Here is a 25,981-nt window from a genome sequence, read left to right on the forward strand (position 1 = left end):
ACGCAAGTCTTTCGGGCACTCACCAGTTCAGGCACTCAATTGCTGCTGGGCGGTGCCGAGCACGTCCAGCACGTCGCAGCCGGCGAACAGGAAGCCGTCCACGCCGGCGGCGCGCCAGGCCGCCTCATGTTCGCCCGGCCGGCCGGCGAGCCACACCGCTTTCGCGCCCGCGGCCTTCAGCGCGCGGGCGGCTTCCTCCGCCTGCTCGGCATACATCTCGTCGGAAGAGCACAGGCAGGCGATGCGCGCGCCGGAGACCGCGAACGCCGCGATGAGATCCTCCAGCGTGGCGAACCCTTCCGGCACCGGGGCGGCGATGCCGCCGGCCTCGAACAGATTGCGGGCATAAGTCGCCCGCGCCGTGAAGGCGGCGATGGGGCCGAGGGTGGCGAGGAAGGCGCGCGGCGCCTCCGCCTCGGCGGCATCGCGCAGGGCCTCGAACGGCTCGGCGAGGCGGTGGGGCGAAAGGGCGCCCTCCACCGGCACCGGCTGCGCGGGACTGGGCGCGAGCACCGCCGGCACGGCCTGCCCCAGCAAGGGGAATTCGGAGGTGCCGGTGATGGGCTCCTTGCGGGTCGCCACATCCTTGGCGCGGCGGGCGCGCACCTCGGCCACCTGCTGCTGCCACCAGCCGGTGGTCAGCGCCTGCGCCATGCCGCCCTTGCCCTCGATGGCGCGGAAGATCTGCCAGGCGGCGGCGGCGAGCCCTTCGGTCTGGGTCTCCATGGCGCCGGCGCCGGCGGAGGGATCGGCGACGCGGTGGAGGTTGGATTCCTCCAGCAACACCAATTGCGTGTTGCGGGCGAGGCGGCGGGCGAACGCATCCGGCAGGCCGAGCGCCTGGGTGAAGGGCAGCACGGTCACGCTGTCCGCCCCGCCCACACCTGCGGAGAAGGCTGCGACGGTGGCGCGCAGTAGGTTCACGTAAGGGTCGCGCCGCGTCAGGGAGCGCCAGGCGGTGGTGGCATGCACATGGGCGGGACGGGCGGCAACGCCGCTCTCGCGCTGCACGGCGGCCCAGAGCAGGCGGAGCGCGCGGAACTTGGCGATGGTGGCGATCTGGTTCACGTCGGCGGTCAGCGCCAGCTCGATCTGGCCGAAGGCGGCCTCCAGCGATACGCCCGCCGCTTCCAGCGCGCGCAGATAGGCGATTCCGGTGGCGACCACCGCCGCCAACTCCTGCGCGTCCGAGGCGCCGGCCGCGTGATGCACCGCGCCGTCGGCACGGGCGAAGCGGGCCTTGAAGCCCTTGCCGGCCAGAATGCCGGCGGTCTCGGAAAAGCGCTGGGCAAGATTGGCCCAGGGCAGGGGCGCTGAGCCCGCCGCCGCGAGATCGCCGATGGGATCGAGGCCGAACGAGACCGAGAGATCCGCCGGGCTGTGGCCGCGATCCTGCACGAGCTTCGCCAAGGCGAGGGCGTTATCGCGGCCCTTGAAGCCGCCGCTTTCCAGGCGCGTGTCGATGAGATCCAGCATCACCTCGTCCAGCACGCGGTCGAGCACCTCGCCGTCCGGCAGGCCGAAGCCATGGGCATGGGGCGAGGAGGCATAGACCAGCGTCAGGCCCGAGGCGCCGCCGTCGAGGTCTTCCAGCGCCTGCGTGTTGGCGGCGTCCTTGTCCGCCTGATCGACGCGCGCGCTGATGATCCAGGGCGCGCCGGCCGGGCGCCCGGCGATGGGCAAGGCGTCGCGCTTGCGCGGCGGCAGCGGATCGAGCGAGAGCCCCTCATAGGTGCGGGTGACCAGCTTCTTGTCATAGGGCGCGCCCTTCAGCACGCCTTCCACCAGCTTCAGCCAGTCTTCGCGCGTCACGGGGGGAAGCTCGGTCGTGAACGGCAAGGTGCCGGTGTTCTCGGTCATTGCGCAAACTCCTGGCTGGAGGGGGCGGGCGGCAGGCGCGGTTCCTGCGCGGCCAGATCCTGCGCGGCCAGGGCCTCTTCCCCCGTGAACATGTAATCGCGCCGCACCGGCACGTCGTCGCGCCGGTCGGACAGCAGCAGCTGGAACACCATGTTGGAGCCGTGCAGGAAGCCCAGTTCCACCGCCGCGAGATAGAATTCCCACATGCGGGTGAAGCGCGCGCCCATCATCGCCTCCACCTCGGAATGGCGCGCCTCGAACCTGTGGCGCCACGCACGGATGGTCCAATAATAATGCAGCCGCAGCACCTCCATGTCGGCGACCCACAGATGGGTGCGCTCGGTGGAGGCGAACACTTCCGACAGGGCCGGCACATAGCCGCCGGGGAAGATGTATTTGCGGATGAAGGGCGCGGTCGTGCCCGGCGGCGACATGCGGCCGATGGCGTGCACCAAAGCGAACCCGCCGGGGCCGAGCAAGTCGCGGATGGTGGAGAAATAGGCGTCGAAATGATGGACGCCCACATGCTCCATCATGCCGATCGACACCACGCGGTCGAACGGGCCCTTCAGGTCGCGATAATCCATCTCGCGAAAGTCGATGCTGTCGGCGACCCCCGCCGCCTCGGCCAGGCGGCGCGATTCCGCCAGCTGGTCGGGCGAGACATTGATGGCGGTGACGTGCACGCCGCAAGTCTTGGCGAGATAGATGGAGAGCCCGCCCCAGCCGGACCCGATCTCCGCCACCCGCATACCAGGGGTGAGCTTCAGCTTCGCCGCCACATGGCGGAACTTGTTGCGCTGGGCATCCGCCAGCGGCTCGTCTGGCTCGGAGAAATAGGCGCAGGAATAGGCCATGGTCTCGTCCAGCCACAGCCGGTAGAATTCGGCCGGATGGTCGTAGTGGCTGGAGGCGTTCTCCTTCGCCTTGGCGACCGGGTTGGCCTGATGGAACCGCCGCAGCGCGCGCCAGCCCTTGCGCAGCGCCTGCTGCACGGGATGGGCGCCGAGGCCCTTGCGGTTGACCGAGAACAGGTTCAGCAGGTCGAACACCGCCCCGTCCTCGAAGGTGAGGCGGCCGTCCATATAGGCTTCGGCGGAGACCAGTTCGGGATTGAAGAACAGGTCGCGCTCGAGCTTCTTGTCGTGCATGCGCACGGTAACGCTCGGCCCGTCCACCCCGCTGCCGAACACGTGCCGCACGCCATCCACGGTGATCACCGTGAGCTGGCCCTTCTCCACGAAACGCTTCAGCAGGTGCGAGAGCAGACGCATCAGAGGGTCCTTCCCCGTGCAGAGCCGGCGCTTACGCAGGATGCTTGCGGTGCGGCGAGGATGCCCGGCCCGAGGCCGGGCATGACGACCTGCGCCATAGCCCACGGCGCCGTCGCAAAATAATCTTTACCACTGTCATGGCCGGGCTCGTCCCGGCCATCCACGCGGTTGGGCCGGGACGGGATTTCGCGGGTCCATGCTTGCGGCGCGGCGTGGATGCCCGGCACGAGGCCGGGCATGACGACCTGCGCCATATCCCACGGCGCCGTCGTAAAATAATCTTCGCCGTTGTCATGGCCGGGCTCGTCCCGGCCATCCACGCGGTTGGGCCGGGACGGGATTTCGCGGGTCCATGCTTGCGGCGCGGCGTGGATGCCCGGCACGAGGCCGGGCATGACGACCTGCGCCATAGCCCACGGCGCCGTCGCAAAATAATCTTTACCACTGTCATGGCCGGGCTCGTCCCGGCCATCCACGCGGTTGGGCCGGGACGGGATTTCGCGGGTCCATGCTTGCGGCGCGGCGTGGATGCCCGGCACGAGGCCGGGCATGACGGCCTGCGCCATATCCCATGACGCCGTCGCAAAATAATCTTTGCCGTTGTCATGGCCGGGCTCGTCCCGGCCATCCACGCGGTTGGGCCGGGAGCAACATGGAAGGTCGGTAGCGGCAGCAGCGTGAAGCCCGGCATAAGGGGCACGCCTCAGACGATCTCGTCCCAGAGGTCGCGCCATTCCGGGTTGGCGTCCAGGATGAGGCGCACTTTCCAGGCCCGCGACCAGTGCTTCATGGTCCGTTCGCGTTGAATGGCGAGCCGGATCTCGGTATGCGCCTCGAAATAGACCAGCCGCTTCAGGCCATAGCGTTTCGTGAACCCTTCCGCCAGTTCTTCGCGGTGCTCGAAGATCCGCCGAACGAGATCGTTCGTGACGCCCAGGTAAAGTGGCCCGTTGGGGCGGTTGGTGAGCATGTAGACGAAAGCTGCGGGCATGCGAGGCTCCGCATTTACCATTGTCATGGCCGGGCTCGTCCCGGCCATCCACGCGGTCAGATCGGGCGGGGCGATCTGAGGTCGGTGCTTGCGACGCGGCGTGGATGCCCGGCACAGAGCCGGGCATGACGGACACCTCTGGACGAGAGTGCATCCGCGTGGCCAACGGTCGCGTGCAGGCGGAGCTGTCCCTTCCGTCCCCGGCCGACCGCCGGGATGGTGCAGAAGGGGAAAAGACAGCCCGCCCCTTCATCACGCGAATTCCAGGATCACCGCGTCCACCGCCAGGCTCTCGCCCGGCTTGGCATGGACTGCCTTGATGATGCCGTCGCGTTCGGCGCGCAGCACGTTTTCCATTTTCATGGCCTCGACCACGGCCAGCGCCTCGCCGGCCTTCACGTCCTGGCCCGGCACCACCGCGATGGAGACCACGAGGCCCGGCATGGGGCAGAGCAATTCCTTGCCGCCGCCCGCCGCCACTTTTTCCGGCATCAGCAAAGCGAGGGCGGCTTCCCGCTCGGTATAGACCCGCGCCTGAACCGCGACGCCGCGATGGGTGAGGGCAACGCCATTGGGAATGGCGCGGACCTGCACGCTGACCGTGTCATCGAAGATGGTGCCGTTCCACACCAGATCGCCCGGCTTCCAATCGGTCATCAGGGTGTAGGTGTTGGTCACCTGCCCGCCCCAGGTCAGCAATTCCACATGGAAGCCGCCCTCGATGGTGTCGATCTCGGCGGATTGGAATTGCGTGCCGCCTTCGCCCACCAACTGCACCACACGGCGCCGGTCGAACGTGACCGGCTTGCCGGTGATCTGGCCGGAAATCTGGCGTTTGCGGGCGTTCTGCACATGGTCGATGGTCGCCGCGACGGCGCACAGCGTATGGGCGGTCTCGCCTTCGGGCGCGCGGGCGTGGAAGCCGTCGGGATATTCCTCGGCGATGAAGCCGGTGGAAAGGCGCCCTTCCTTCCAGCGGTCGTGGGCCATGAGCGCGGAGAGGAAGGGGATGTTGTGGCCGATGCCGTCGATGGTGAAGGCGTCCAGGGCATCGCCCTGGGCCAGGATGGCTTCCATCCGGGTCGGCGCGTGGGTCACGAGCTTGGCGATCATGGGATCGTAGAACAGCGAGATTTCCCCGCCTTCATAGACGCCCGTGTCGTTGCGCAGGGTGATGCCATTGTGCACGCCTTCCGCCGGCGGGCGATAGCGCACCAGGCGGCCGGTGGAGGGCAGGAAGGAGCGGTAGGGGTCTTCCGCATAGATGCGGCTTTCCACCGCCCAGCCGTTCAGCTTCACGTCGGCTTGGGAGAAGGTGAGGGGCTCGCCGGCGGCGACGCGGATCATCTGCTCCACGAGGTCGATGCCGGTGATCAGCTCGGTGACCGGATGCTCCACCTGGAGGCGGGTGTTCATTTCCAGGAAGTAGAAGCTCTTGTCCTGGCCGGCGACGAATTCCACCGTGCCGGCGCTGTCGTAGCCCACCGCCTTGGCGAGCGCGACCGCCTGCTCGCCCATCTTCCTGCGGGTTTCCTCGTCCAGCAGCGGGGAGGGGGCTTCCTCCACGACCTTCTGGTTGCGGCGCTGGATCGAGCATTCGCGCTCGCCGAGATAGACCACGTTGCCGTGCTTGTCGCCCAGCACCTGGATCTCGATGTGGCGCGGATCGACGATGAATTTTTCCACGAACACCCGGTCGTCGCCGAACGAGGACTTGGCCTCGCTCTTGGCGCGGTCGAAGCCGTCCTGCACTTCCTCGCGGGAATAGGCGATGCGCATGCCCTTGCCGCCGCCGCCGGCGGAGGCCTTGATCATCACCGGATAGCCGATCTCGTCGGCGATCTTGGCGGCCTGGGTGCCGTCCTCCAGCACGCCGAGATAGCCCGGCACGGTGGAGACGTTGGCCGCCGCTGCCGCCTTCTTGGATTCGATCTTGTCGCCCATGGCGTCGATCGCATGCGGATTGGGGCCGATGAAGACGATGCCGGCCTCGGCCAGCGCGCGCGGGAAGGCGGCGCGCTCGGAGAGGAAGCCGTAGCCGGGATGCACGGCTTCCGCGCCCGTCTGCTTGCAGGCGTCGATGATCTTTTCGATCACCAGATAGGATTGGGCGGCCTGGGGCGGGCCGATATGCACCGCCTCGTCCGCCATCTCGACGTGCAGGGCGTCCTTGTCGGCGTCGGAATAGACGGCCACGGTCTTGATGCCCATCTTGCGCGCCGTCTTGATGACGCGGCAGGCGATCTCACCCCGGTTTGCGATCAGGATTTTCGAGAACATCTAGGTCGATCCCCTCGGCGCTCGGCGCCCTCGATTTCTTGCGCCGTCATGGCCGGGCTTGTCCCGGCCATCCACGGCCATCCCTGAAGCGTCGCCCCTGCGGCGCCGCGTGGATGCCCGGGACAAGCCCGGGCATGACAACCCTGCTAAAGGGGGAGATTGTCGTGCTTGCGGGCGGGCTGTTCCACCTGCTTGGAGCGCAGCATGGCGAGCGCGCGGGCGATGCGCCGGCGGGTCGAATGCGGCATGATGACTTCGTCGATATAGCCGCGCTCGGCCGCCACGAAGGGCGAGAGGAAGCGCTGCTCGTAATTCTTGGTCTGGGCCGCGATCTTGTCCGGGTCGCCCATGTCGGCGCGGAAGATGATCTCCACCGCCCCCTTCGCGCCCATCACCGCGATCTGCGCGGTCGGCCAGGCATAATTGACATCGCCGCCCACATGCTTGGAGGCCATCACGTCATAGGCGCCGCCGAACGCCTTGCGGGTGATGAGCGTGACCAGCGGGACGGTCGCCTGGGAATAGGCGAACAGCAATTTCGCGCCGTGCTTGATGAGGCCGCCATATTCCTGCGCCGTGCCCGGCAAGAATCCCGGCACGTCCACGAAGGTGACGATGGGGATTTCGAACGCATCGCAGAAGCGCACGAAGCGCGCCGCCTTGCGGGAGGCATCGGCGTCCAGCACGCCGGCCAGCACCATGGGCTGGTTGGCGACGAAGCCCACCGTGCGCCCCTCGATGCGGCCGAAGCCGGTGACGATGTTCTTCGCATAGGCCGCCTGGATCTCGAAGAAGTCCGCCTCGTCGACGGTCTTCAGGATCAGTTCCTTGATGTCGTACGGCTTGTTGGGATTGTCCGGGATCAGCGTATCGAGGCTCTCGTCGATCCGCAGCGGATCGTCGAAGGAAGGCCATTCCGGCACGCCGGCTGCATTGTTGGCGGGCAGGAAGTCGATGAGGCGGCGGGTCTGCAGCAGCATCTCCACGTCGTTCTCATAGGCGCCGTCGGCGACCGAGGACTTGGAGGTGTGCACCTTGGCGCCGCCCAGTTCCTCGGCGGTCACGGTCTCGTTGGTGACGGTCTTCACCACGTCCGGGCCGGTGACGAACATGTAGCTCGTGTCGCGCACCATGAAGATGAAGTCGGTCATGGCGGGGGAATAGACGTCGCCGCCGGCGCAGGGGCCCATGATGAGCGAGATCTGCGGGATCACGCCGGAGGCGGTGACATTGCGCTTGAACACCTCGCCATAGCCGCCGAGCGCCGCGACGCCTTCCTGGATGCGCGCGCCGCCGGCATCGAACAGGCCGATGATGGGCGCGCGGGTCTTCAGCGCCATGTCCTGGATCTTGGTAATCTTGCGGGCATGCTCTTCAGACAGAGAGCCGCCGAATACGGTGAAGTCCTTGGCGAACACGAACACCTTGCGCCCGTTCACCGTGCCCCAGCCGGTGACCACGCCGTCGCCGGGGATCTTCTGGGTTTCCATGCCAAAGTCGATGCAGCGATGCTGCACGAAGGTGTCGAATTCCTCGAACGAGCCGCGATCCAGCAGAAGCTCGATGCGCTCGCGGGCGGTCAGCTTGCCGCGGGCGTGCTGCGCCTCGATGCGCTTTTGGCCACCACCCAGGCGTGCAACGCCGCGCCGGCTCTCAAGCTCTTCCAGAATTTCCTTCATGCGCCCAAGTCCCCTGCCGGATTGCCCAGTCTCGTCCCGGTTTCTTGCAACCAGTCTAATGGTGCCGAACGCCCGAGGGAAAGGGTTCACATCCCCCTGCGCCGGGCGAAATGCGGCACGATGGCTGCTGCGCTAGCAAATGCAGTGAGAAAGTTGAATATGTAAAAAAATCATGTTGTAATGTGTAAAGAATTTGCAATTCGAGGCGACCATGCGCCAAAAGGTTTTCGCCGGCCATGCGGTCCGTCGCCTGCGCGAGAAGCTCGGCTTGAAGCAGAGCGAACTGGCCCATCGGCTCGGCGTCTCGCCCTCTTATGTGAACCAGATCGAGAGCAACCAGCGCCCGCTCACCGCCTCGGTGCTGATCGCCATTTCGCGCACCTTTTCCGTCGATATCACCTCGTTCGGCGCCGAGGATCTGGACCGCCTGGTGGCGGACCTGCGCGAGGCCGCCGCCGACCCCTTGTTCCGCGATCTCGACCTCGGCCTGCAGGACATGAAGGCGGTGGCCAATCTCTCGCCCGCCTTCGCCCATGCCTTCCTGCGCACCAATGCCGCCCTGCGCCGCACGGCGGAATGGCGCGCCTCCATGGACGACATGCTCACCGCCGGCATCGGCGACGAGGCCAAGCTCATCCCCTATGAGGAGGTGCGCGACTATTTCCATTATATCGACAATTACGTCGATGCCCTCGACCGGGCGGCGGAAGGGTGTGCGGAGCGGCTCGGCCTGCTGGCCGGGGCCGAGCCCATTTCCGCGCTCATCTCCTATCTCGCCGACCGCTTCAACGTGCGCACCGAGCTGGGCGCGCCCGATCCTGCCCTGCCGCTGTCGCGCTATGACGCGCGCAACCGCCTGCTCACCCTGTCCGGCGTGCTCTCTCCCGCGAGCCGGGCGTTCCGCCTCGGCGTGACAATCGCCCAGCTGGAGCATGGCCCGTTGATGGATCGCTTGGTGGCGGGCGCCGGGTTCCGCAGCCAGACGGCCGGGGAAATCTGCCGCCTCGCGCTCAATAATTATTTCGCCGGCGCCCTGGTGCTGCCCTATGGCCGCTTTCTCGATCTCGCCCGCGCGCGCCGGCACGATCTCGACCGGCTGGTGCTGGAAACCGGCGCGAGCCTGGAGCAGGTGTGCCATCGCCTCTCCACGCTCCAGCGGCCGGGCGCCAAGGGCGTGCCGTTCTATTTCGCCAAGGTGGATCGCGCCGGCAACATCACCAAGCGCCACAGCGCCACGCGCTTCCAGTTCGCCCGCCACGGCGGCGCCTGCGCGGTGTGGAACGTGCACGAGGCATTCGAGGCGCAGGGCCGCACCTTGGTGCAACTCGGCGAAATGCCGGATGGCGTGCGCTACATTTGCCTTGCCCGCTCGATCCAAGCGCCGAGCTTGCGCCACGGCCAGCCGCACCGCGCCTATGCGCTCGGGCTCGGCTGCGAGGTCTCGTTCGCCGACGACATGGTCTATGCGGACGGGCTGGACCTGAAGGCGGCGCCGGTGGCGCGGCTCGGCGTGTCGTGCCGCATCTGCCCGCGCCGCGACTGCGACCTGCGCGCGTTTCCGCCGCTCGACCGGGAAATCCACACTGATCCGCACATCCGCGACGTGGTGCCGTTTGCCATCTCATGATTAAGCCCGCGCGGTGTCGCAATGCCGCCGCGGTCACGTACCGGAAACGCCATGGAAACAGATCACGACTCTCGTTACCGGTGGCGTCACCGGATGAAACGAGGATGCGGATGATTGGGGCAATGAGGATCGCGGGCTGGGCTGTGGCCTTTGCCTGCCTGGCGGGGGCGGCGCAGGCCTCGCCCGGCTTCACGACGGCGGACGTCAACATGCGCGCCGGTCCCGACACCCAATATCCCCGCGTCACGGTGCTGCCGGAAGGCGCACCGGTGGAGATTTTCGGCTGCCTGTCCAACCAATCCTGGTGCGATGTGGCCTGGGGTCCCAATCGCGGCTGGGTCTATGGGGAATATCTCGCCTTCGACTATCGCGGCGAGCGGGTGCTGGTGCCGGAATATGCGCCGGTGGTCGGTATTCCGGTGGTCGGGTTCAATTTCGGCAATTACTGGGGCCGCTATTATCGCGGCGCGCCGTGGTGGAACCAGTACAATCGCTGGCAATATTATAATCCCCGCCCGCGCCCGGGCTGGGGCGTGCCGCCGCCCGGCCCCGGCCCGCGCCCGCCCGGCTGGTGGAACCATCCCGGCCGTCCCGGCTATCCGGTCGGCGGTCCCGGCTATCCCGGCCGGCCCGGCTACCCCGGCGGTCCCGGAGCGCCCGGCTATCATCCGCCCGGTGCCTATCCCGGCCGGCCTCCGGGCGGTTATCCCGGCAATCCGGGCGGCCCGCCTCCGGGCGCCTATCCCGGCCGCCCACCGCTGGGCAATCCCGGCGCTCCCCCTCCGGGCGCGTATCCCGGCCGCCCGCCGCACGGCAATCCGGGCGCTCCCCCTCCGGGCGCCTATCCCGGCCGTCCGCCGCACGGTAATCCTGGCGCACCGCCTCCGGGGCAGCCCCAGCAAGGGCGCCCGCCCCATGGCAATCCCGGCGGGCCGCCTCCCGGCGCCAATCCCGGGCGTCCGCCGCAGGGCGCGCCCGGCGGTCCCCCTCCGGGGCAGCAGCAGCGTCCGCCGCGCGGGGCGCCTGCCGGCTGTGCACCCGGCGCGCCGTGCCCGCCGCCGCAATGAGCCGAACGCGCCAGCGTCAAGCGTGATCCGACGGGTGGGGCGATGCCCCGCCCGTCTCGATTCCCAGAGCTGCGGATTCCGGTCCGCTCGCGGACGCGCCATCCTAGGAATCGACGCGCGCGGCGCCGCGCGCTATGGGCTTGGCCATGTCGGCATCATCCTCCTCTTCGGACTTCCTCGGACCCGCGCCGGTCCTGCGCTTCGCGCCTTCGCCCACAGGCCTGATCCATGTGGGCAATGCGCGTACCGCCTTGCTGAACGCGCTGCTCGCGCGGCGCGGCGGCGGCACCTTCATCCTGCGCTATGACGATACGGACGCGGCCCGCTCGCGCGCGGAGTTCGCCGACGCCATCGCCGAGGATCTCGACTGGCTGGGCATTGCGCCCGATCGCGTGGCGCGCCAGTCCGACCGGCTCGCCCTTTATGATGCGGCCGCCGAGGCGCTGAAGGCCGCCGGCCGCCTCTATCCCGCCTATGAGACCGAGGCCGAGCTGGACCTCAAGCGCGGCCTCCAGCGCGCGCGCGGCCTGCCGCCGGTGTATGATCGCGCCGCCCTTGCTCTGACGGCGCAAGAGCGGGCCAAGCTGGAAGTGGAAGGGCGCGTGCCCCATTGGCGCTTCCGGCTGGAGCGACGCGTGGTCACCTGGGACGACGGCGTGCGCGGCCCGCAGCATGTGGACACCGCCACCCTGTCCGACCCCGTGCTGGTGCGGGCGGACGGCACCTATCTCTATACGTTCACCTCGGTGGTGGACGATCTCGACATGAGCGTGACCTGCGTGGTGCGGGGCGAGGACCACGTCACCAACACGGCGGTGCAGATTGAATTGTTCGAGGCCCTCGGCGGGGTCGCGCCGCGCTTCGCCCACCACAATCTGCTGACCTTGCCGAGCGGCGAGGGCCTCTCCAAGCGGCTCGGGCATCTCTCGCTGCGGGCGCTGCGCGAAGAAGGGCAGGAAGCGCTGGCGGTGGCCGCCGCTGCGGTTCTGGTCGGCACCTCCGATGCGCTCGCGCCGGTGGAGAGCCTGGACGCGCTCGCCGCCAAGGTGGACCTCTCCCATATTTCCCGAGCCCCGGCCCGGTTCGATCCGGCGGACCTCGCCATGCTGAGCGCGCGCACGCTGCATCATCTGCCTTTTGAGGCGGTGGCGGGCCGGCTCGTGGCGGCGGGCATCACCGGCGGCGCAGATTTCTGGCTGGCGGTGCGGGGCAATCTCTCAAGCTTCGCCGATGCCGCCCATTGGTGGCAGGTGTGCTCGGACGCCGGGAGCGGGATCATCGCCGAGGAAGACCGCGAATTTCTCGCCGCCGCAGGCGCCCTCCTGCCGCCGGAGCCCTGGGACGCTGGCACCTATGGCCCCTGGATCGCCGCCGTGAAGGCCGCAAGCGGGCGCGGCGGCAAGGCGCTGTTCCGTCCGCTGCGCCTCGCCCTGACCGGGCAGGAGACCGGCCCGGAACTCGCGGCGCTCCTGCCTTTGCTGGGCCGCGCCCGCGTTCTGGCGCGGCTCGGTGTCATAAACCCGTGAGCCGCGGCAATTAACCTACGACCATACCGCAGCTTAAGGCCGCGGCGTTTACGGGGCGGGGTGTGATGCGGGCGAAGCAACTGGCGCTGCTGATGGTTTTTCCGGTGGCGCTGGCCCTGAACGGCTGCGCCACCTTGTCCAAGGAAGAATGCCAGGGCGGCAATTGGCAGGAGATCGGCCAGGCCGACGGCTTCAACGGCGCGCCGGAAAGCCGCCTGCAGGAGCATGCCAAGGCCTGCAGCAGCTATGGCGTCGCGCCGAACGTGCCGGCCTATATGGCGGGGCGCGAGGTGGGCCTGGCCTCTTATTGCACGCCGGCCTCGGGCTTTGCCCATGGGCGCGCCGGCGATGATTATGCCGGCGTCTGCCCGCCGGCCACGGCGGCCGCCTTCTCGTCCGGCTATATGGTCGGCCGCAAATTGTGGGACGCGCAGCAGAATGTGCGGCGCTATGAATCGCGGGTGCTGGACCTGGAAAACCAGTTGCGCCGCGCCGAGGACGATCTCTCCAAGCCGTGCGTGAACGATTCCGCGTGCTACTTCACGAAGCAGAACCAGCAGCGCACCCGCAACAGCCTCCGCAACGACCTCGACCGCGAGCGCTGGAACCTCTCGGACGCGCGCAACCGTTATAATATCCTGGAAGCGAGCGTGATGAGCCAGTTCCGCGCCAGCGGTCCGGGCGGCCTGCCGCCCGGCTGAACCGATGCCCGCACGGTCCGCGTACCGGAAGGGGACGTTGATTTTGCGCGCCGCATGGGCATCGTTGGCGCACCCGGCGCGCGACTCGCGCGGCGGGGCAAGGTGCGCGGCGCAGGATGTGAAACCGGGAGGCGCGGATGGGTGAAGCTCGTGGAGCGGTGTGTGGGTCCCCTCAAGCCGGCGCCCGGCGCCCCATGGCGCTGCTCGCCGGCCTGATGCTGGCGGCGGCGGTGGCGAGCCCGGCGCGCGCGGCGGAGCCCAATGCCTGGTATTCCGGCGAATACAAAAGCTGCGACCAGGACACCACGCCCGAGATCGTGCGCTGCATCACCAAGCTCACCGAGGGCTGGGAGGCCCGCCTGGAGACCGCCCTCAAGGCGCTTTCCGCCCAGCAGACCGCCCCGCAGCAGGAACGCCTGAAGGCGGCGCAGAAGGCCTGGACCACCTTCCGCGATGCGGACTGCGCCTTCTACGTCAATGGCGAGGGCACCATCGCCCGCGTGGAGGGCGCCGAATGCCGGCGCGTACTGACCCAGCAAAGGGCGCAGGAACTGGAGCAGGCGGGGCGGCCCTGATCGGCCGCACGCCACCTTTTCTCCGGCGCCGATGCACCCCATATTGGCGCCATGGCCAAAGCATCCCGACCCGGCAAACTTGGTGAGCGCTCGCAGCGTCATTTCGAGCCTGCGCCCTCCCAACCCCTTGATCCTGAAGTTGCGAAGTCGCTCGGCCTCGCACCGGGAGACATGAGCGGCGATTTCGAATCCGCCGGCGCCTCGGCGACCGTGGCGGCGCTCTCGCGGCTGATCGAGGAGGGGCGCCGCGAGGTCACCGGCCAGACCTGGACCCCCCATCGCCCGCCCCGCCCGGACAAGAGCGAGGGCGGCGTTCCGCTCGTGATCAAGAGCGAATTCGAGCCGGCCGGCGACCAGCCGGCGGCCATCGCCGAACTGGTGGCCCAGGCGCGCGCGCACGAGCGCGACCAGGTGCTGCTCGGGGTGACGGGTTCCGGCAAGACCTTCACCATGGCCAAGGTGATCGAGGAACTTCAGCGCCCCGCCATCATCCTGGCGCCGAACAAGACGCTCGCGGCGCAGCTCTACGGCGAGTTCAAGAGTTTCTTCCCCGACAATTCGGTGGAATATTTCGTTTCCTATTACGATTATTACCAGCCCGAGGCCTATGTGCCGCGCACCGATACGTACATCGAGAAGGAATCCTCGGTGAACGAACAGATCGACCGCATGCGCCATTCGGCCACCCGCGCGCTGCTGGAGCGGGACGACGTGATCATCGTCGCTTCGGTCTCCTGCATTTATGGTATCGGCTCGGTGGAGACCTATTCCTCCATGACCTTCAAGCTGGAGGTGGGGGAGCGCATCAACCAGCGCCAGCTGATCGCCGATCTCGTCGCCCTGCAATACAAGCGGATCCAGTCCGATTTCGCGCGCGGCACCTTCCGGGTGCGCGGCGACAATATCGAGATTTTCCCCGCCCATTATGAGGATCGTGCCTGGCGGGTCTCGCTGTTCGGCGATGAGGTGGAGAGCATCGCCGAGTTCGACCCGCTCACCGGCCACAAGACCGGCGACATGAAGTCGATCAAGGTCTATGCCTCCTCCCATTACGTCACCCCGCGCCCGACGCTGATCCAGGCGATCGCCGGCATCAAGGCCGAGCTGAAGACCCGGCTCGACGAACTCTACAAGATGGGCCGCCTGCTGGAGGCGCAGCGGCTGGAGCAGCGCACCCGCTACGATCTGGAGATGATGGAGGCGACCGGCGCCTGCGCGGGCATCGAGAATTATTCCCGCTGGCTCACCGGCCGCAAGCCCGGCGAGCCGCCGCCGACCCTGTTCGAATATGTGCCGGACAATGCGCTCGTCTTCATCGACGAGAGCCACGTCACCATTCCGCAGATCGGCGCCATGTATCGCGGCGACTTTCGCCGCAAGGCGACGCTGGCGGAATACGGCTTCCGCCTGCCGAGCTGCATGGACAACCGGCCGCTGCGGTTCGAGGAATGGGAGGCCATGCGGCCGCAGACGGTGCATGTCTCCGCCACCCCCGGGCCGTGGGAGATGGACCGCACCGGCGGCGTGTTCGTGGAGCAGGTCATCCGCCCCACGGGGTTGATCGACCCTCCGGTGGAGATCCGCCCCGCGCGCACCCAGGTGGATGATCTGCTCGGCGAAGTGCGGGCGGTGGCGGCGAAGGGCTATCGCACGCTCGTCACCGTGCTCACCAAGCGCATGGCCGAGGACCTCACCGAATATCTGCACGAGAACGGCATCCGCGTGCGCTACATGCATTCGGACATCGACACCATCGAGCGCATCGAGATCATCCGCGACCTGCGGCTCGGCGCGTTCGACGTGCTGATCGGCATCAACCTGCTGCGCGAGGGCCTGGACATTCCCGAGTGCGGACTTGTCGCCATTCTCGACGCCGACAAGGAAGGGTTCCTGCGCTCGGAAACCTCCCTGGTGCAGACCATCGGCCGCGCCGCCCGCAATGTGGACGGGCGCGTCATCCTCTATGCCGATCACGAAACCGGTTCCATGCAGCGCGCCATGGCGGAGACCACCCGCCGTCGCGAAAAGCAGGTGGCGTACAACACCGCGCACGGCATCACGCCGGAGAGCGTGAAGAAGGCCATCGGCGATATCCTCAACTCGGTCTATGAGCGCGACCATGTGCAGGTGGATGCCGGCATGGCGGAGGAGGGGGCGGCCTTCGGCCATAATCTCAAGGCGGTGATGGCGGATCTGGAAAAGCGCATGCGCGCCGCCGCCGCCGACCTCGACTTCGAGACCGCCGCCCGTTTGCGCGACGAGATCAAGCGCCTGCAGGCGACCGAGCTTGCGGTCTCCGACGATCCCATGGCGCGGCAGGAGGCGGTGGACGACAAGACCGGCGGCTTCCGGGGCGAGCGCAAATACGGCCGCGCCGCCAACCAGCCGCCCAAGGCAGCGGGTTCTTCTGCCGGCGCGTCTGCGGGTTCGTCCGGCCGGGGCGGGCGCAAGATCACGGGGCGGGCGAAATCCGACACCGGCAGCGGCCACGCGCCGGCTGTGCCGCCGACGGGGGCGCCGTCCGTGGAGGCGCCCGTGGGCCGGGTGAAGCCGGCCCCGACCGAGCGCGACCGCACCCCCGACGAACTCCCCCTCTACGCCCCGCGCGCCTCCTCCCGCGTGGCGAAGCCGACGCTCGACGACATGGGGCCGGGGAGCGACCGGGCCGAGCCCCTGTCGGCCCTCGACTACAAGCCGGGGCCGCGTCCCGATCCGGGGACGAAGGGGTATCGGAAGGGTGGGAGAAGGAAGTGAGGGGCGGCCGGTGAAGGGCTGGAGGCTCGCCACAACGGCCTTCTCCCTCTCCCCGACGGGGAGAGGGCTGGGGAGAGGGGGCACGCCGTCGGTTCGGCGACCCTTGAAGTCGTGAAAGGCCCAACCCCTCACCCGTCCGCTGCGCGGCCGACCTCTCCCCGTGGGGGAGAGGTGAAATTGGCGGCTTGCGCGTGGCGAAGCCCTCGCTGGACGACCTGGGTCCGGGGAGCGACCGGGCAGAACCCTCTCTGTCGCGACGATAAGCCAGGCCCCCGCCCCGATCCGGCGACGAAGGGATCAGAAGGGAGATCAGAGGAAGTGATAGGGTACTAAATTGGATCAACGCTTATACCGCCAAGGCGGGCAGCACGAGCATTCGCTTCATTTTGAACTAAGCGTAAGATAGTGCTCGGATTCTTAGCATCCGCAATTGGTAGAATAATTTTTATCGCCTCGTCACTTTCTAATGGGCTGTAAATGTAACCAATTCCGGCGGTTGTGATTATCGCGCTTACGACAGCCGCTCCTCTCAGTGTTGTTGATTGAACATTGACACTCCATTGTGTTAGTCCGCTCGCTCTATCAGCCATTTGCTGGTCCGATATGGGTTTGTTAAAGTAAACAATGTCCCAGGCTTGCATAGTCGCGTAGGAATCGTATGTATGGCCATAGGGTGATCCAAGGAGAAATATCGCGATACCGCCCACCGCTCTGTTTATCAGAGTTCCATTTTTTCTAAAAAGCTCAAGGAATGAATTTCTAAAACACTCTTCGTCTGAAGTAACAAATCCTGAAAAATCATAATTTTGATCTTTATACATATTTTTTTCTACATCAAAAATCATTTTAACTATATGAGAGTCGCCAATATATGCATTTTCAACATCGTTTGATATGGTTCCATTAGTGATTTTTCGAATTTGTACTCCGTCAATGTGTGATATTATGATGTAATCTGATTTATGAACATGACTTGAAATCTTTAAAGCCTCATATAATTCCGTAATTGATTTGTTTTTATCCCATTTTTGCTTACATTTTCTGATTTCATCAATAGACTGATTTGCTGGCCCTGCGTAGCAAATTGATATGCGTAAATCTATCACAACTGATTTTATTCTTCCAGGAAGTTTATTTGTTTGAGTAACGTCTGTATCTGAAATCATGGTATCGCTAGCAATGACTATTCTTTCTCCAAATTTTCTTGCAATTACGATGGACATGTGTTTATCAATCTAAATTAGCGCGTATGAAATTGTTTTATTTTGAACGTCGATTTATTTAATTGACTGAAATTTTTTTTAAGGGGTCATTTTTTCTGCTCTAAATATAGGTTTCATTGGTCGTCTAGACATAATTTTGACGGTCGTTTTTGGTGTCGCCCTTTAGTGGTATCTAGCTATTTCATTGGTTCATAGAATAAAATTTCTAGACTCGCTCAATCCCACCCCTTGCCCCACCCCCGCCCCTGCGGTAAAAGCCCCGCCCATGGGCCGGGACCTCCAGCAGATGCGGGCCGCACCATGAGCCAGATCGTCAGCGCCGCCGACAAACCCTCGACCATCGAACGGCCGAAGGATGAGACGCGCCCCAAGCTCGCGCGGCCGCGCCTGCATAAGGTGATCCTGCTCAACGACGATTACACGCCGCGCGAATTCGTCGTGATGCTGCTGAAAGCCGAGTTCGGCATGAACGAGCCCCAGGCGCTCGGCGTCATGCTCACCGCCCACCGGCGCGGCGCCTGCGTGGTGGCGGTGTTTCCGCGCGATGTGGCGGAAACCAAGTCCGCCCGCGCCTCGGAGGCGGCCCGCGCCAAGGGCTATCCCCTGATGTTCACCACCGAGCCCGAGGACTGAAGCCCGGCGAGGGGACACGCGCGCAGCGGCAGCCGGAGGGGCAACCCGCGTACCTGGGGAAGCGGCGCGCCGGTCCGCCCGCGTCGAATTCAGGCGCCATTCATTCTCTATGCGGTTTCCGCTATAGCTTACGGCTGGCCTTTTGCCGGAAGGCGCGGCCGGGCAGGCGGGTTCCCTCATGGAGTTGCATTTCCTCACGCTCTATTGCGTGATCATCCTGGTATCCCTCGCCCTCTCCATCGTCTGGGCCGCCATCGCCTTCGAATATGCCACCTTTCACGCCGCGCGCCTGTGGCTCGGCGGTTGCGGGCTGTTCACCGCCGGCGGGCTCGCCTTGCCGTTCCAGCACATGACCGCCTCCATGCTGCCCGCCGTCGCCGGCAATGGCATGATCGTCGCCGGCTTCTGGCTGTTGTGGCTGGGTGCCTTGCGCTTCCACGGCCGGTCCGGCGGATGGAGCCTCGTGGTGCTCGCCACGGCTGCCAGCGTTGTCGCCATCGTCCTCGCCTTCGGCAGTGGCATCGCCCAGGCCCTCGTCTATGCCGTGGCCCAGTCGCTCCCCATGGGCCTGAGCGTCGTGTTCCTGATGTCCGGCGGCCGCCGGGCGGTGGGGAGTGCCATCACATGCGGTGGGATCTTCATCGGGCTCGCCGGCCATGGCACCGTGATGCTGATCAATCTGTGGACCCTCTCCGGCCGCGCGCCGTTCACCGATTTCGGCCAGCTCGCCGCGCTCACCATGCTCGGGGTGATCTTCAGCGGCATCCTGTGGAATTTCGGCTTCGCGGTGATGACCATCGACCAATTGCGCGGCGAGGTCGCCGTGCTGGCGCAGGTCGATGCCCTCACCGGCGTTTGGAACCGCCGCAAGTTCGAGGAACAGATCGCCTTTGAGCATGCGCGCACGCTGCGGACCGCGCGGCCCTATGTGCTGCTGCTGCTGGACCTGGACAATTTCAAACAGGTCAACGACCGTTTCGGCCACGGTGCCGGTGACCGCAGTCTCGTCCATTTCGCCACGCTTGCCGCGAGCCGCATCCGCCAGACCGATCTTCTGGCCCGGCTCGGGGGCGATGAATTCTGCATCCTGATGCCGGAGACCTCGGCCGAGGAGGCGCGCCTGGTCGGTCTCGATATCGCCCGCGCCCTGGCGGAGCACCCCTTCGTGCATGAGGGCCGTGAGGTGCGGCTGACCTGCAGCATCGGCGTCGCAGAGGGAACGCCGGGCGTGGCGAACCCGCAGGCGACGCTGGAGAGTGCCGATCGCGCCCTCTATCAGGTGAAGGCCGACGGCCGGGACGGGGTCGCGGTCGGCTGGTCCTGAGCGGGTGCGCCCTGCGCGGCGCGATCAGGGCACGAGATAGTGGGCGGACCAATCGCTCTTCGGCACCGCTTTGCCGAGCGTATAATCGAACGAGAGCACGTTCATGCCGTCCTCGCTCGTGCGGCAGGAATAGGAGAGGCGATACCAGGTCTCGCCGCTGCGCACCGCCGCGCCCGGCGCCTTGACGGCGGTGCCGGACACTTGGGTATCCCCGAACGCATAGGCCACCAGTTCGTCGGGATGCAGATCCTTGCGCGCGCGGCTGATTTCGCCCATGGCGCGGGCGTTGCAGCGCTGCTCCATGCGCGTGCCGGGCGCCAGCGAGAGCATTTCCTTGTCGTGCGCGCCGCTGGTGAAGGTCTGATGGCTGTGGGAGGCCGCGTGGGCGCCGCTCGTGCCCAGCACCGCAAAGGCCAGCAGGGGGAGCGCGCAAAAGGGGAGGGGGCGACGAATCAAAGCGTGCGTTTCCAGTGTTGCGACGCACAAAACCGCAACATCTGTATGGCGAAGGTGAGGCCGAGCCTTAGCCTAATGGCGAATATGACACATATCCGCCATGCGCCTCGCGCGTCGAATTGGGCCTCAAGCTGGCACGGCCCGTGCGCGCCGGCGCGCACGGCGCAGCCTCAGCGCTCCAGGTCCTTGTCGATCAGCTTGAACGCGGGATCGAACTTGAGATCATAGGTATGGCCATCCCGGCAGATGGCGTCGTCCACTTCGAAGATGCCGTCGTCCACGTCGATCGTGCCGCCGGTGCAGCCTTCCCGTGCCAGCGCGGCCAATACTTTCGCGCGATCAGCCTCGGTGATCCTGCCGTCGGCGAAGACGGGCGCCAGGGTCATCAGAAGCGTGCCGCAAATCAGGGCGAGACGTCGCATCGTGCCTTCCTTAAATGCTGGGCGGGGGAAGCGTTCGGCATGGCGTCGCGCGCCGTGCTTTCCTGGTCGATGAATGCTTTCGGTTCAAAGGCTTTGGGCCGCAGGCGAGACGGTGTCCGAAGCGGCGCGCGACCGCACCAAGGGCGTCGCCCCTGCGCAGAAACGCGCCAGAAGGCGCGGCTCAGTCGCGCGCGCGGCCCTTGTTCGGCTTGGCCTTGCCGCCCTTGCCGGCGCCCGGCGCCTTGGGCGGATATTTCGCTCCGGCCGCTTTCGGCGGTCGCGATTTGCCGAACGCGCCCTTCACGTCGGTGCGGCCGGAGCCGGCGGGGCGGTCCATGGCGGCGGGGTCGTAGGCCGGCTTGCGGGATTTGCTGAAGCTCGGGCGGCGCGCGGCGGGTGCCGGATCGCCGGTCAGGGGCTCGATGGGCACATCGCCACCCTCGGAGGCGCGCGCGTTCGCCAGGAAGCTCTCGGCCAGGTCCTCGGCGATCTCGAACACGGTTTCGCTGTCGAAGATGCGAATCGAGCCGATATCCTGCTTGGTGACGACGCCGCGCCGGCAGATCAGCGGCAGCAGCCATTTGGGATCGGCATTCTTGCGCCGGCCCACCGGCATGCGGAACCACACGCTGGCCCCGCCGGGACCACCGGCGCCGCCGGCCCGGCTTTCGCGCGGCGCGCGCTCGGGGCGGCGCTCCTCGCGGTCGCTGTCGCGCAGGCGCACGGCGTTGCGGCCCTCGCCGGGGTCGAGCACGTCTTCGGGCGCCGGCAGGCGGTCGCGATAGAGCCGCGCCAAAGCGGCGGCCACCTGTTCGGGCGAGCGCTCGGCAAGGATCGCCTGGGCGAGGACCAGATCCTCGGGCGAGGGCTCCTCGTTCAGCAGCGGGTCGGCGAGCATGCGCTCCTGGTCGAGCCGGCGGATGTCCTCGGCGCTGGGCGGGCCGCTCCAGAGCGGCACGACGTTCGCGAAATGCAGCAATTGCTCGGCCCGGCGGCGGCGCGAGGGCGGCACGAGCAGGACGCTCACCCCCTTGCGCCCGGCGCGCCCGGTGCGGCCGGAGCGATGCTGGAGGCTCTCCGCATCGTGCGGCAGGTCGGCATGGATGACGAGGCCGAGATTGGGCAAATCAATGCCGCGCGCCGCGACATCGGTGGCGACGCAGACGCGGGCGCGCCCGTCGCGCAGCGCCTGGAGCGCCTGGTTGCGCTCGTTCTGGCCCATCTCGCCGGAGAGGCCGACGCCCGCAAAGCCGCGCTCCTGCAAGGTGGAGAGCAGATGCCGCACGCTTTCGCGGGTGTTGCAGAACACGATGGCCGACGGGGATTCGAAATAGCGCAGCAGGTTGACGACCGCGTGCTCCATTTCCTTGGGCACGATGCGCACGGCGCGATATTCGATGTCGGCATGCCCGCCCTGGGTGTTCGCCACCTCGATGCGCATGGCGTCGTGCTGGTAGCGCTTGGCGAGCGCGACGATGCCGCGCGGCAGGGTGGCGGAGAACAGCAGGCTGCGACGGGTCTCGGGCGCGGCGGAGAGGATGAATTCCAGATCCTCGCGGAAGCCGAGGTCGAGCATCTCGTCGGCTTCGTCCAGCACCGCCACCTGGAGGGCGGAGAGGTCGAGCCCCCCGCGCTCGATATGGTCGCGCAGGCGGCCGGGGGTGCCGACCACGATGTGCACGCCGTCCGAGAGCAGGCGGCGTTCGCGGCGCGGGTCCATGCCGCCGACGCAGGCGACGATGCGCGCGCGGGCGTTCTCGTACAGCCATTCCAGCTCGCGGTGGACCTGTAGGGCGAGTTCGCGCGTCGGCGCGACGATCAAGGCCTGCGGTGCGCCGGCGGCGCCGAGGAATTCGGCCTCCCCGAGCAGGGTCTCGGCGATCGCCAGCCCATAGGCCACGGTCTTGCCGGAGCCGGTCTGGGCGGAGACCAGCAGATCGCGCCCGGCGGTTTCTGGGGCGAGCACGGCGGCCTGAACCGGCGTCGGCTCGTTATAGTCGCGGGCCGCGAGGGCGCGGGCAATGGACGGGGAGGGGGTCGAGAAAGCCAAAGGCGAAACCTGTTTTCGATTGAGGCGCAAGCGCCGTGTCGCGCCTCCCTGGGGAAGCGCTGGATGGGGTAGCGTTACGGCACGGGCATGCACCCTGTGCGACAGGGCTCCGCCCCGCGCGGCCGTGACGCGAAATGAAAATGCGCTTCCTTCTAGCCGAGGGCGTGGCGGGAAGCCATTGAAACCGTGCAAATCCGCGCGCGCACCAGACCCGCGCCATGCGCCGGGGCCGGCGCCCGTGCGTTCCTGTCACTAAGGCGCGAGGCGGTTGCGCCGGGCCCGGCGGCGGGGCGATGATCCCCGCGGGGCGGGATCGAACCTCGCGGCCCGGCCGAGCGCGCAGGACATGCGGCGCATCGGGCGCAATATCGGGAGACGTTTCATGACATCCTCCTTCAGTCCCTCCGCGCCCGAACGCCGCGCGCCGGACCCGTCCGCGCCCGCCGCGGGCTTGTCCCGTCGCGATGCGCTGGTGCTCGGCAGCGCCGCAATCGCCGCCAGCGTGTTCATGCCCCATGTGGCGCGGGCTGCGGCGCCGTTCGTGATGCCGCCGCTGCCCTATGCGGAAGATGCGCTGGCGCCCACCATCTCGGCCCGCACGGTGGGCCTGCATTACGGCAAGCACACCAAGGGCTATTACGACAAGGTCAATGCCCTTTCGACCGGCAAGCCCTATGCGGATATGACGCTTTCGGAAATCGTCGTCACCTCGAAGCAGGCGGGCGATACCGCCATGTTCAACCAGGCCGCCCAGGCCTGGAACCACGATCTGTACTGGGCGAGCTTCACCGGCGGCCCGGCCGCGCCCACGGGAGCGTTCGCCAAAGCCATCGAGGCGGACTTCACATCGCTCGACGCGCTCAACCGCAAGATGGTCGAAACCGGCGACGGCGTGTTCGGCACCGGATGGGTCTGGCTGGTGCGCGATGGCGAGCGCCTCGCCGTGCTGGGCATGAAGGATGGTGCCAACCCGCTGCCCGACGGGAAGAAGGTGCTGCTCGGCATCGACGTGTGGGAGCACGCCTATTATCTCGACTATGAGAACCGGCGCACCGCCCATGTGGATGCGGTGCTGAAGGATCGGGTGAACTGGCAGGTGGTCGGCGAACGCTTCGCCTGAGCCGCGCGTTCGCCGTTGCCGGCAGCCCGCGCGGCGTGCGCGCGGGCGCTGGGGGTCAGAGACCGATATCGTCCAGCTTGACGCCGGTGGTCTCGATACGGAACTGCCAGGTGATCCAGGCGCCCACCAGCGAGGTGGCGACGAGGATATACAGCAGCGGTTTCGTGCCGAGATCCACCAGCAGGATCGGGAACAGAAAAGCGGTGAGCACCGCGCCGATCTTGGCGAAGGCGGCGGCAAAGCCCGCGCCGCGCCCGCGGATATGGGTCGGGAACACCTCGCCGGCCAGAAGATAGGTCTGCGCGTTCGGTCCCATATTGGTCATGAAGTTGAACAGCATGAAGCCGGTATAGATCAGGAAGATCTGCGCCCCGCCGGTATAATCCACGGAGAAGGAGGCGATCAGCAGCCCGGCCGCGCAGCCGATGAAGCCGAACACCTGGAGCGGGATGCGCCCGACCTTGTCCGCCAGCAGGACGGCGGCGCAGATGCCGACGATCAGCAGCAGGTCGATGAAGGCCGCGCCCTCCGCCGCCAGCATGTCGCTGGCGATGATGCCGGTGAGGTTATGTTGCACGCTCGCATGCGAGCCGATGGCGGCGGCGAGGATGGTGGGGGTGAAGATGCCGATGCCGTAGGTGCCGAGATCCTGGAGGAACCAGGGCACCGAGGCGAGGATGGTGGCCCGCAGGTTCTTCGCCTTGAACAGGGCCCACATGTTGCGCTCATGGTGCGGATGGGCGTGGGAATGGCGCACCTTGAGCTTGATTTCCTTGGGATAATTGGGATTGCGCTTGAGCAGCTTGTGGACCTCGCGCTCGGCTTCCGCCATGCGGCCGTGGGCCGCCAGCCAATGGCCGCTCTCGGTCACATAGAAGCGCCCGACCAGCACGATCACGGCGGGAATGATGGCGGTGGCATACATCAGCCGCCACGCCGCCAGCTCCGGGGCGAAGGTGAGGATGAGATAGCCCACGCCGGTGCCTACGAGGGCCCCGACAGCCTGAAAGCCGAAGGCGCTGAGCACCAGGCGGCCGCGGGCGCTGGAGGGAATGCTTTCGGAAATCACCAGATGGGCGGTGGGATAATCGCATCCCAGCGCCACGCCCACGCCGAACAGGAAGAACACCATCCAATAGAAGTTCGGCGCCACCGACAGCAGGATCAGGAACAGGATGAACAGCGCCATCTCGGCGATGAACATCAGCTTGCGGCCGAACTGATCGGCAAGGCCGCCGAGGAACAGGGCGCCGATCAGGATGCCGAACAGGCTCGCCGCGCCCACGAGGCCGTGCTCGAACGCGCCCATGGAGAATTCCACCGCCATCAGCGGCATGGCGACGCCGGTCATGAACACGACCAGCCCCTCGAAGAATTTTCCGGCCGCCGCGAGCCCCCAGATGCGCCATTGCATGGCCGTCATGGGCGTTACGGAAACTTCCGTTCCGTCACGCCACAGCGGGCGCTCGTCGATATAGTCCTGAACCGAACGGGCTTCCACCGTGGGCGTCGATGGCATCGGCACGTGCATATCGTTCATGAGCAATCCCCCGCGATCCCCGCACAGATGCGCACCGCAGATGAATACCATATGACAGGGGTACCCTGGTGGCCGGGCGAACTCTCGGATATGAAAGGCTTTTACACGGGAGGCTCGGGGATGGCGGCGTGTTTCGAAGGGCTCGGTCGGCCCATCTTTGCCCTTGCGGGATTGGCGCTCGCGGGCGTCGTGGCCGGATGCCAGGCGCCGGGGCCGAGCTGGGGCACGGGCGCCGTGGTCGAAACCGGGCCGTTCGACAGCGTTTCGGAAACCGTCGTCGGCATTCCCGCGCCCACCGCCGGGCCGCGCGTGTTCCAATGCAGCGGTCCGTGGGCGCCCACCACCACGGAAGTCAATCTGATCGCCGATTTCGGCCCGCAGGCGATCACCCGCGCCGATGTGCAGGAGCCGGACGGCTCCACCGGTCCCGGCTCGGTGCTGCTCGCGGGCGATCCCAAGCTGCGGGTCGACATGGCCTGGGCCGACGGGCTCGGCTACACCGTGCCGACCCGCGCCGCCTTCACCGAGGAAAGCGCCTGGAGCGTCGGCGGGGTGCGCATCGGCTCCTCGCTGGCCGATGTGGAACGGGCCAACGGGCGCCCGTTCCGCATCCAGGGCTTCGGCGGCAATGCCGGCGGCGTGGTGGTGGACTGGCAGAAGGGCGCGCTCGGCAATTTGCCCGGCCCGTGCCGGCTGGGCGTGCAGTTCGCGCTGACGGCGGAAGCCTCGAACGCGGCGCAGGCCAGGGTTTCCGGACCGAAGATCTTCCTGTCGTCGGATCCCAATGTCCGGGCGCTAAAACCGATTGTGGGTCTCTTCTGGGTGAATTATCGCTGGTAAGGTCTCACCGCTGCCCCACGGGGTGGGGCGGCGTTCAAC

At 66.8% G+C, this 25,981-nt stretch carries 21 protein-coding genes; 10 read left to right on the forward strand and 11 right to left on the reverse strand.

Going from position 1 to position 25,981, the window contains the following annotated elements; all coding sequences use genetic code 11:
- Positions 1-27: 27 nt before the first annotated feature.
- From V5F78_RS05845 to V5F78_RS05870, 6 genes are all read right to left on the reverse strand, one after another.
- Positions 28-1,860, reverse strand: coding sequence for a methylmalonyl-CoA mutase family protein (locus tag V5F78_RS05845; RefSeq protein ID WP_394065881.1), 1,833 nt, complete (start codon positions 1,858-1,860; stop codon positions 28-30).
- Positions 1,857-3,134, reverse strand: a complete 1,278-nt coding sequence (locus V5F78_RS05850) for a class I SAM-dependent methyltransferase (protein ID WP_394066858.1) — start codon at positions 3,132-3,134, stop codon at positions 1,857-1,859. The genes V5F78_RS05845 and V5F78_RS05850 overlap by 4 nt, the downstream gene beginning before the upstream one ends.
- The gene (locus tag V5F78_RS05855; RefSeq protein ID WP_509276660.1) at positions 3,134-3,766 is read right to left on the reverse strand and encodes a hypothetical protein; all 633 of its coding nucleotides are present in this window, start codon (positions 3,764-3,766) and stop codon (positions 3,134-3,136) included. The genes V5F78_RS05850 and V5F78_RS05855 overlap by 1 nt, the downstream gene beginning before the upstream one ends.
- Positions 3,767-3,837: 71 nt before the next feature.
- Positions 3,838-4,125, reverse strand: coding sequence for a GIY-YIG nuclease family protein (locus V5F78_RS05860; protein ID WP_394069076.1), 288 nt, complete (start codon positions 4,123-4,125; stop codon positions 3,838-3,840).
- 252 nt (positions 4,126-4,377) lie between these two features.
- Positions 4,378-6,405 carry an acetyl-CoA carboxylase biotin carboxylase subunit gene (locus V5F78_RS05865; RefSeq protein ID WP_394069077.1) on the reverse strand — a complete coding sequence of 676 codons (2,028 nt, stop codon included), beginning with the start codon at positions 6,403-6,405 and terminating at the stop codon, positions 4,378-4,380.
- Positions 6,406-6,551: 146 nt separating this feature from the next.
- Positions 6,552-8,084 carry an acyl-CoA carboxylase subunit beta gene (locus tag V5F78_RS05870; RefSeq protein WP_394069079.1) on the reverse strand — a complete coding sequence of 511 codons (1,533 nt, stop codon included), beginning with the start codon at positions 8,082-8,084 and terminating at the stop codon, positions 6,552-6,554.
- A gap of 211 nt (positions 8,085-8,295) precedes the next feature.
- Here V5F78_RS05870 and V5F78_RS05875 point away from each other — a divergent pair, with 211 nt between their 5' ends.
- The 6 genes from V5F78_RS05875 to uvrB all read left to right on the forward strand — a co-directional run bounded on the left by V5F78_RS05875 (position 8,296) and on the right by uvrB (position 16,334).
- Positions 8,296-9,711 (forward strand): short-chain fatty acyl-CoA regulator family protein, encoded by a 1,416-nt coding sequence (locus tag V5F78_RS05875; RefSeq protein ID WP_394069081.1) that lies wholly within the window; start codon positions 8,296-8,298, stop codon positions 9,709-9,711.
- Positions 9,712-9,833: 122 nt separating this feature from the next.
- Positions 9,834-10,778 (forward strand): SH3 domain-containing protein, encoded by a 945-nt coding sequence (locus V5F78_RS05880; protein ID WP_394069083.1) that lies wholly within the window; start codon positions 9,834-9,836, stop codon positions 10,776-10,778.
- Between the two features lie 146 nt (positions 10,779-10,924).
- Positions 10,925-12,304, forward strand: a complete 1,380-nt coding sequence (locus V5F78_RS05885) for a glutamate--tRNA ligase (protein ID WP_394069085.1) — start codon at positions 10,925-10,927, stop codon at positions 12,302-12,304.
- Between the two features lie 65 nt (positions 12,305-12,369).
- Positions 12,370-13,005, forward strand: coding sequence for a DUF2799 domain-containing protein (locus tag V5F78_RS05890; RefSeq protein WP_394069087.1), 636 nt, complete (start codon positions 12,370-12,372; stop codon positions 13,003-13,005).
- A gap of 137 nt (positions 13,006-13,142) precedes the next feature.
- Complete coding sequence (locus V5F78_RS05895; RefSeq protein WP_394069088.1) at positions 13,143-13,580, forward strand: lysozyme inhibitor LprI family protein; 438 nt, start codon at positions 13,143-13,145, stop codon at positions 13,578-13,580.
- 51 nt (positions 13,581-13,631) lie between these two features.
- Positions 13,632-16,334, forward strand: coding sequence for an excinuclease ABC subunit UvrB (uvrB, locus tag V5F78_RS05900; RefSeq protein ID WP_394069090.1), 2,703 nt, complete (start codon positions 13,632-13,634; stop codon positions 16,332-16,334).
- Between the two features lie 329 nt (positions 16,335-16,663).
- Here uvrB and V5F78_RS05905 read toward each other — a convergent pair whose 3' ends face one another.
- Positions 16,664-17,557, reverse strand: a complete 894-nt coding sequence (locus V5F78_RS05905; RefSeq protein WP_394069091.1) for a hypothetical protein — start codon at positions 17,555-17,557, stop codon at positions 16,664-16,666.
- Between the two features lie 300 nt (positions 17,558-17,857).
- Here V5F78_RS05905 and clpS point away from each other — a divergent pair, with 300 nt between their 5' ends.
- Both clpS and V5F78_RS05915 read left to right on the forward strand, forming a co-directional pair.
- Positions 17,858-18,190, forward strand: coding sequence for an ATP-dependent Clp protease adapter ClpS (gene clpS, locus V5F78_RS05910; RefSeq protein WP_394069092.1), 333 nt, complete (start codon positions 17,858-17,860; stop codon positions 18,188-18,190).
- 178 nt (positions 18,191-18,368) lie between these two features.
- Positions 18,369-19,514, forward strand: a complete 1,146-nt coding sequence (locus tag V5F78_RS05915; protein WP_394069093.1) for a GGDEF domain-containing protein — start codon at positions 18,369-18,371, stop codon at positions 19,512-19,514.
- A 24-nt stretch (positions 19,515-19,538) separates the two neighbouring features.
- Here V5F78_RS05915 and V5F78_RS05920 read toward each other — a convergent pair whose 3' ends face one another.
- From V5F78_RS05920 to V5F78_RS05930, 3 genes are all read right to left on the reverse strand, one after another.
- Positions 19,539-19,970: a DUF930 domain-containing protein gene (locus V5F78_RS05920; protein WP_394069095.1), complete on the reverse strand. Its 432-nt coding sequence runs from the start codon at positions 19,968-19,970 to the stop codon at positions 19,539-19,541.
- A gap of 170 nt (positions 19,971-20,140) precedes the next feature.
- Positions 20,141-20,392, reverse strand: coding sequence for a PepSY domain-containing protein (locus V5F78_RS05925; protein ID WP_394069096.1), 252 nt, complete (start codon positions 20,390-20,392; stop codon positions 20,141-20,143).
- 181 nt (positions 20,393-20,573) lie between these two features.
- Positions 20,574-22,442, reverse strand: coding sequence for a DEAD/DEAH box helicase (locus V5F78_RS05930; protein ID WP_394069097.1), 1,869 nt, complete (start codon positions 22,440-22,442; stop codon positions 20,574-20,576).
- Positions 22,443-22,950: 508 nt separating this feature from the next.
- Between V5F78_RS05930 and V5F78_RS05935 the strand changes: the two genes are divergently transcribed.
- Positions 22,951-23,562: a superoxide dismutase gene (locus V5F78_RS05935; RefSeq protein WP_394069557.1), complete on the forward strand. Its 612-nt coding sequence runs from the start codon at positions 22,951-22,953 to the stop codon at positions 23,560-23,562.
- 55 nt (positions 23,563-23,617) lie between these two features.
- Here the strand turns inward: V5F78_RS05935 and V5F78_RS05940 are convergent, their stop codons facing one another.
- Positions 23,618-25,102, reverse strand: coding sequence for an MFS transporter (locus tag V5F78_RS05940; RefSeq protein ID WP_394069099.1), 1,485 nt, complete (start codon positions 25,100-25,102; stop codon positions 23,618-23,620).
- A 120-nt stretch (positions 25,103-25,222) separates the two neighbouring features.
- Here V5F78_RS05940 and V5F78_RS05945 point away from each other — a divergent pair, with 120 nt between their 5' ends.
- The gene (locus tag V5F78_RS05945; RefSeq protein ID WP_394069100.1) at positions 25,223-25,942 is read left to right on the forward strand and encodes a hypothetical protein; all 720 of its coding nucleotides are present in this window, start codon (positions 25,223-25,225) and stop codon (positions 25,940-25,942) included.
- The last annotated feature ends 39 nt before the right edge of the window (positions 25,943-25,981 follow it).

It is taken from the genome of Roseixanthobacter glucoisosaccharinicivorans, from assembly GCF_043195095.2.
GTDB lineage: Bacteria > Pseudomonadota > Alphaproteobacteria > Rhizobiales > Xanthobacteraceae > NCEH01.

Excerpts from the sequence above, each read along its gene's own strand:
- V5F78_RS05880 (WP_394069083.1), top strand. The coding sequence starts at position 9,834 with ATGAGGATCGCGGGCTGGGCTGTGGCCTTTGCCTGCCTGGCGGGGGCG.
- V5F78_RS05925 (WP_394069096.1), bottom strand. The coding sequence starts at position 20,392 with ATGCGACGTCTCGCCCTGATTTGCGGCACGCTTCTGATGACCCTGGCG.
- V5F78_RS05945 (WP_394069100.1), top strand. The coding sequence starts at position 25,223 with ATGGCGGCGTGTTTCGAAGGGCTCGGTCGGCCCATCTTTGCCCTTGCG.
- V5F78_RS05850 (WP_394066858.1), bottom strand. The coding sequence starts at position 3,134 with ATGCGTCTGCTCTCGCACCTGCTGAAGCGTTTCGTGGAGAAGGGCCAG.
- V5F78_RS05890 (WP_394069087.1), top strand. The coding sequence starts at position 12,370 with ATGCGGGCGAAGCAACTGGCGCTGCTGATGGTTTTTCCGGTGGCGCTG.
- V5F78_RS05905 (WP_394069091.1), bottom strand. The coding sequence starts at position 17,557 with ATGTCCATCGTAATTGCAAGAAAATTTGGAGAAAGAATAGTCATTGCT.
- V5F78_RS05940 (WP_394069099.1), bottom strand. The coding sequence starts at position 25,102 with ATGAACGATATGCACGTGCCGATGCCATCGACGCCCACGGTGGAAGCC.
- V5F78_RS05885 (WP_394069085.1), top strand. The coding sequence starts at position 10,925 with ATGTCGGCATCATCCTCCTCTTCGGACTTCCTCGGACCCGCGCCGGTC.
- V5F78_RS05915 (WP_394069093.1), top strand. The coding sequence starts at position 18,369 with ATGGAGTTGCATTTCCTCACGCTCTATTGCGTGATCATCCTGGTATCC.
- V5F78_RS05935 (WP_394069557.1), top strand. The coding sequence starts at position 22,951 with ATGCCCCATGTGGCGCGGGCTGCGGCGCCGTTCGTGATGCCGCCGCTG.
- clpS (WP_394069092.1), top strand. The coding sequence starts at position 17,858 with ATGAGCCAGATCGTCAGCGCCGCCGACAAACCCTCGACCATCGAACGG.
- V5F78_RS05870 (WP_394069079.1), bottom strand. The coding sequence starts at position 8,084 with ATGAAGGAAATTCTGGAAGAGCTTGAGAGCCGGCGCGGCGTTGCACGC.
- V5F78_RS05845 (WP_394065881.1), bottom strand. The coding sequence starts at position 1,860 with ATGACCGAGAACACCGGCACCTTGCCGTTCACGACCGAGCTTCCCCCC.
- uvrB (WP_394069090.1), top strand. The coding sequence starts at position 13,632 with ATGGCCAAAGCATCCCGACCCGGCAAACTTGGTGAGCGCTCGCAGCGT.
- V5F78_RS05860 (WP_394069076.1), bottom strand. The coding sequence starts at position 4,125 with ATGCCCGCAGCTTTCGTCTACATGCTCACCAACCGCCCCAACGGGCCA.
- V5F78_RS05865 (WP_394069077.1), bottom strand. The coding sequence starts at position 6,405 with ATGTTCTCGAAAATCCTGATCGCAAACCGGGGTGAGATCGCCTGCCGC.
- V5F78_RS05895 (WP_394069088.1), top strand. The coding sequence starts at position 13,143 with ATGGGTGAAGCTCGTGGAGCGGTGTGTGGGTCCCCTCAAGCCGGCGCC.
- V5F78_RS05875 (WP_394069081.1), top strand. The coding sequence starts at position 8,296 with ATGCGCCAAAAGGTTTTCGCCGGCCATGCGGTCCGTCGCCTGCGCGAG.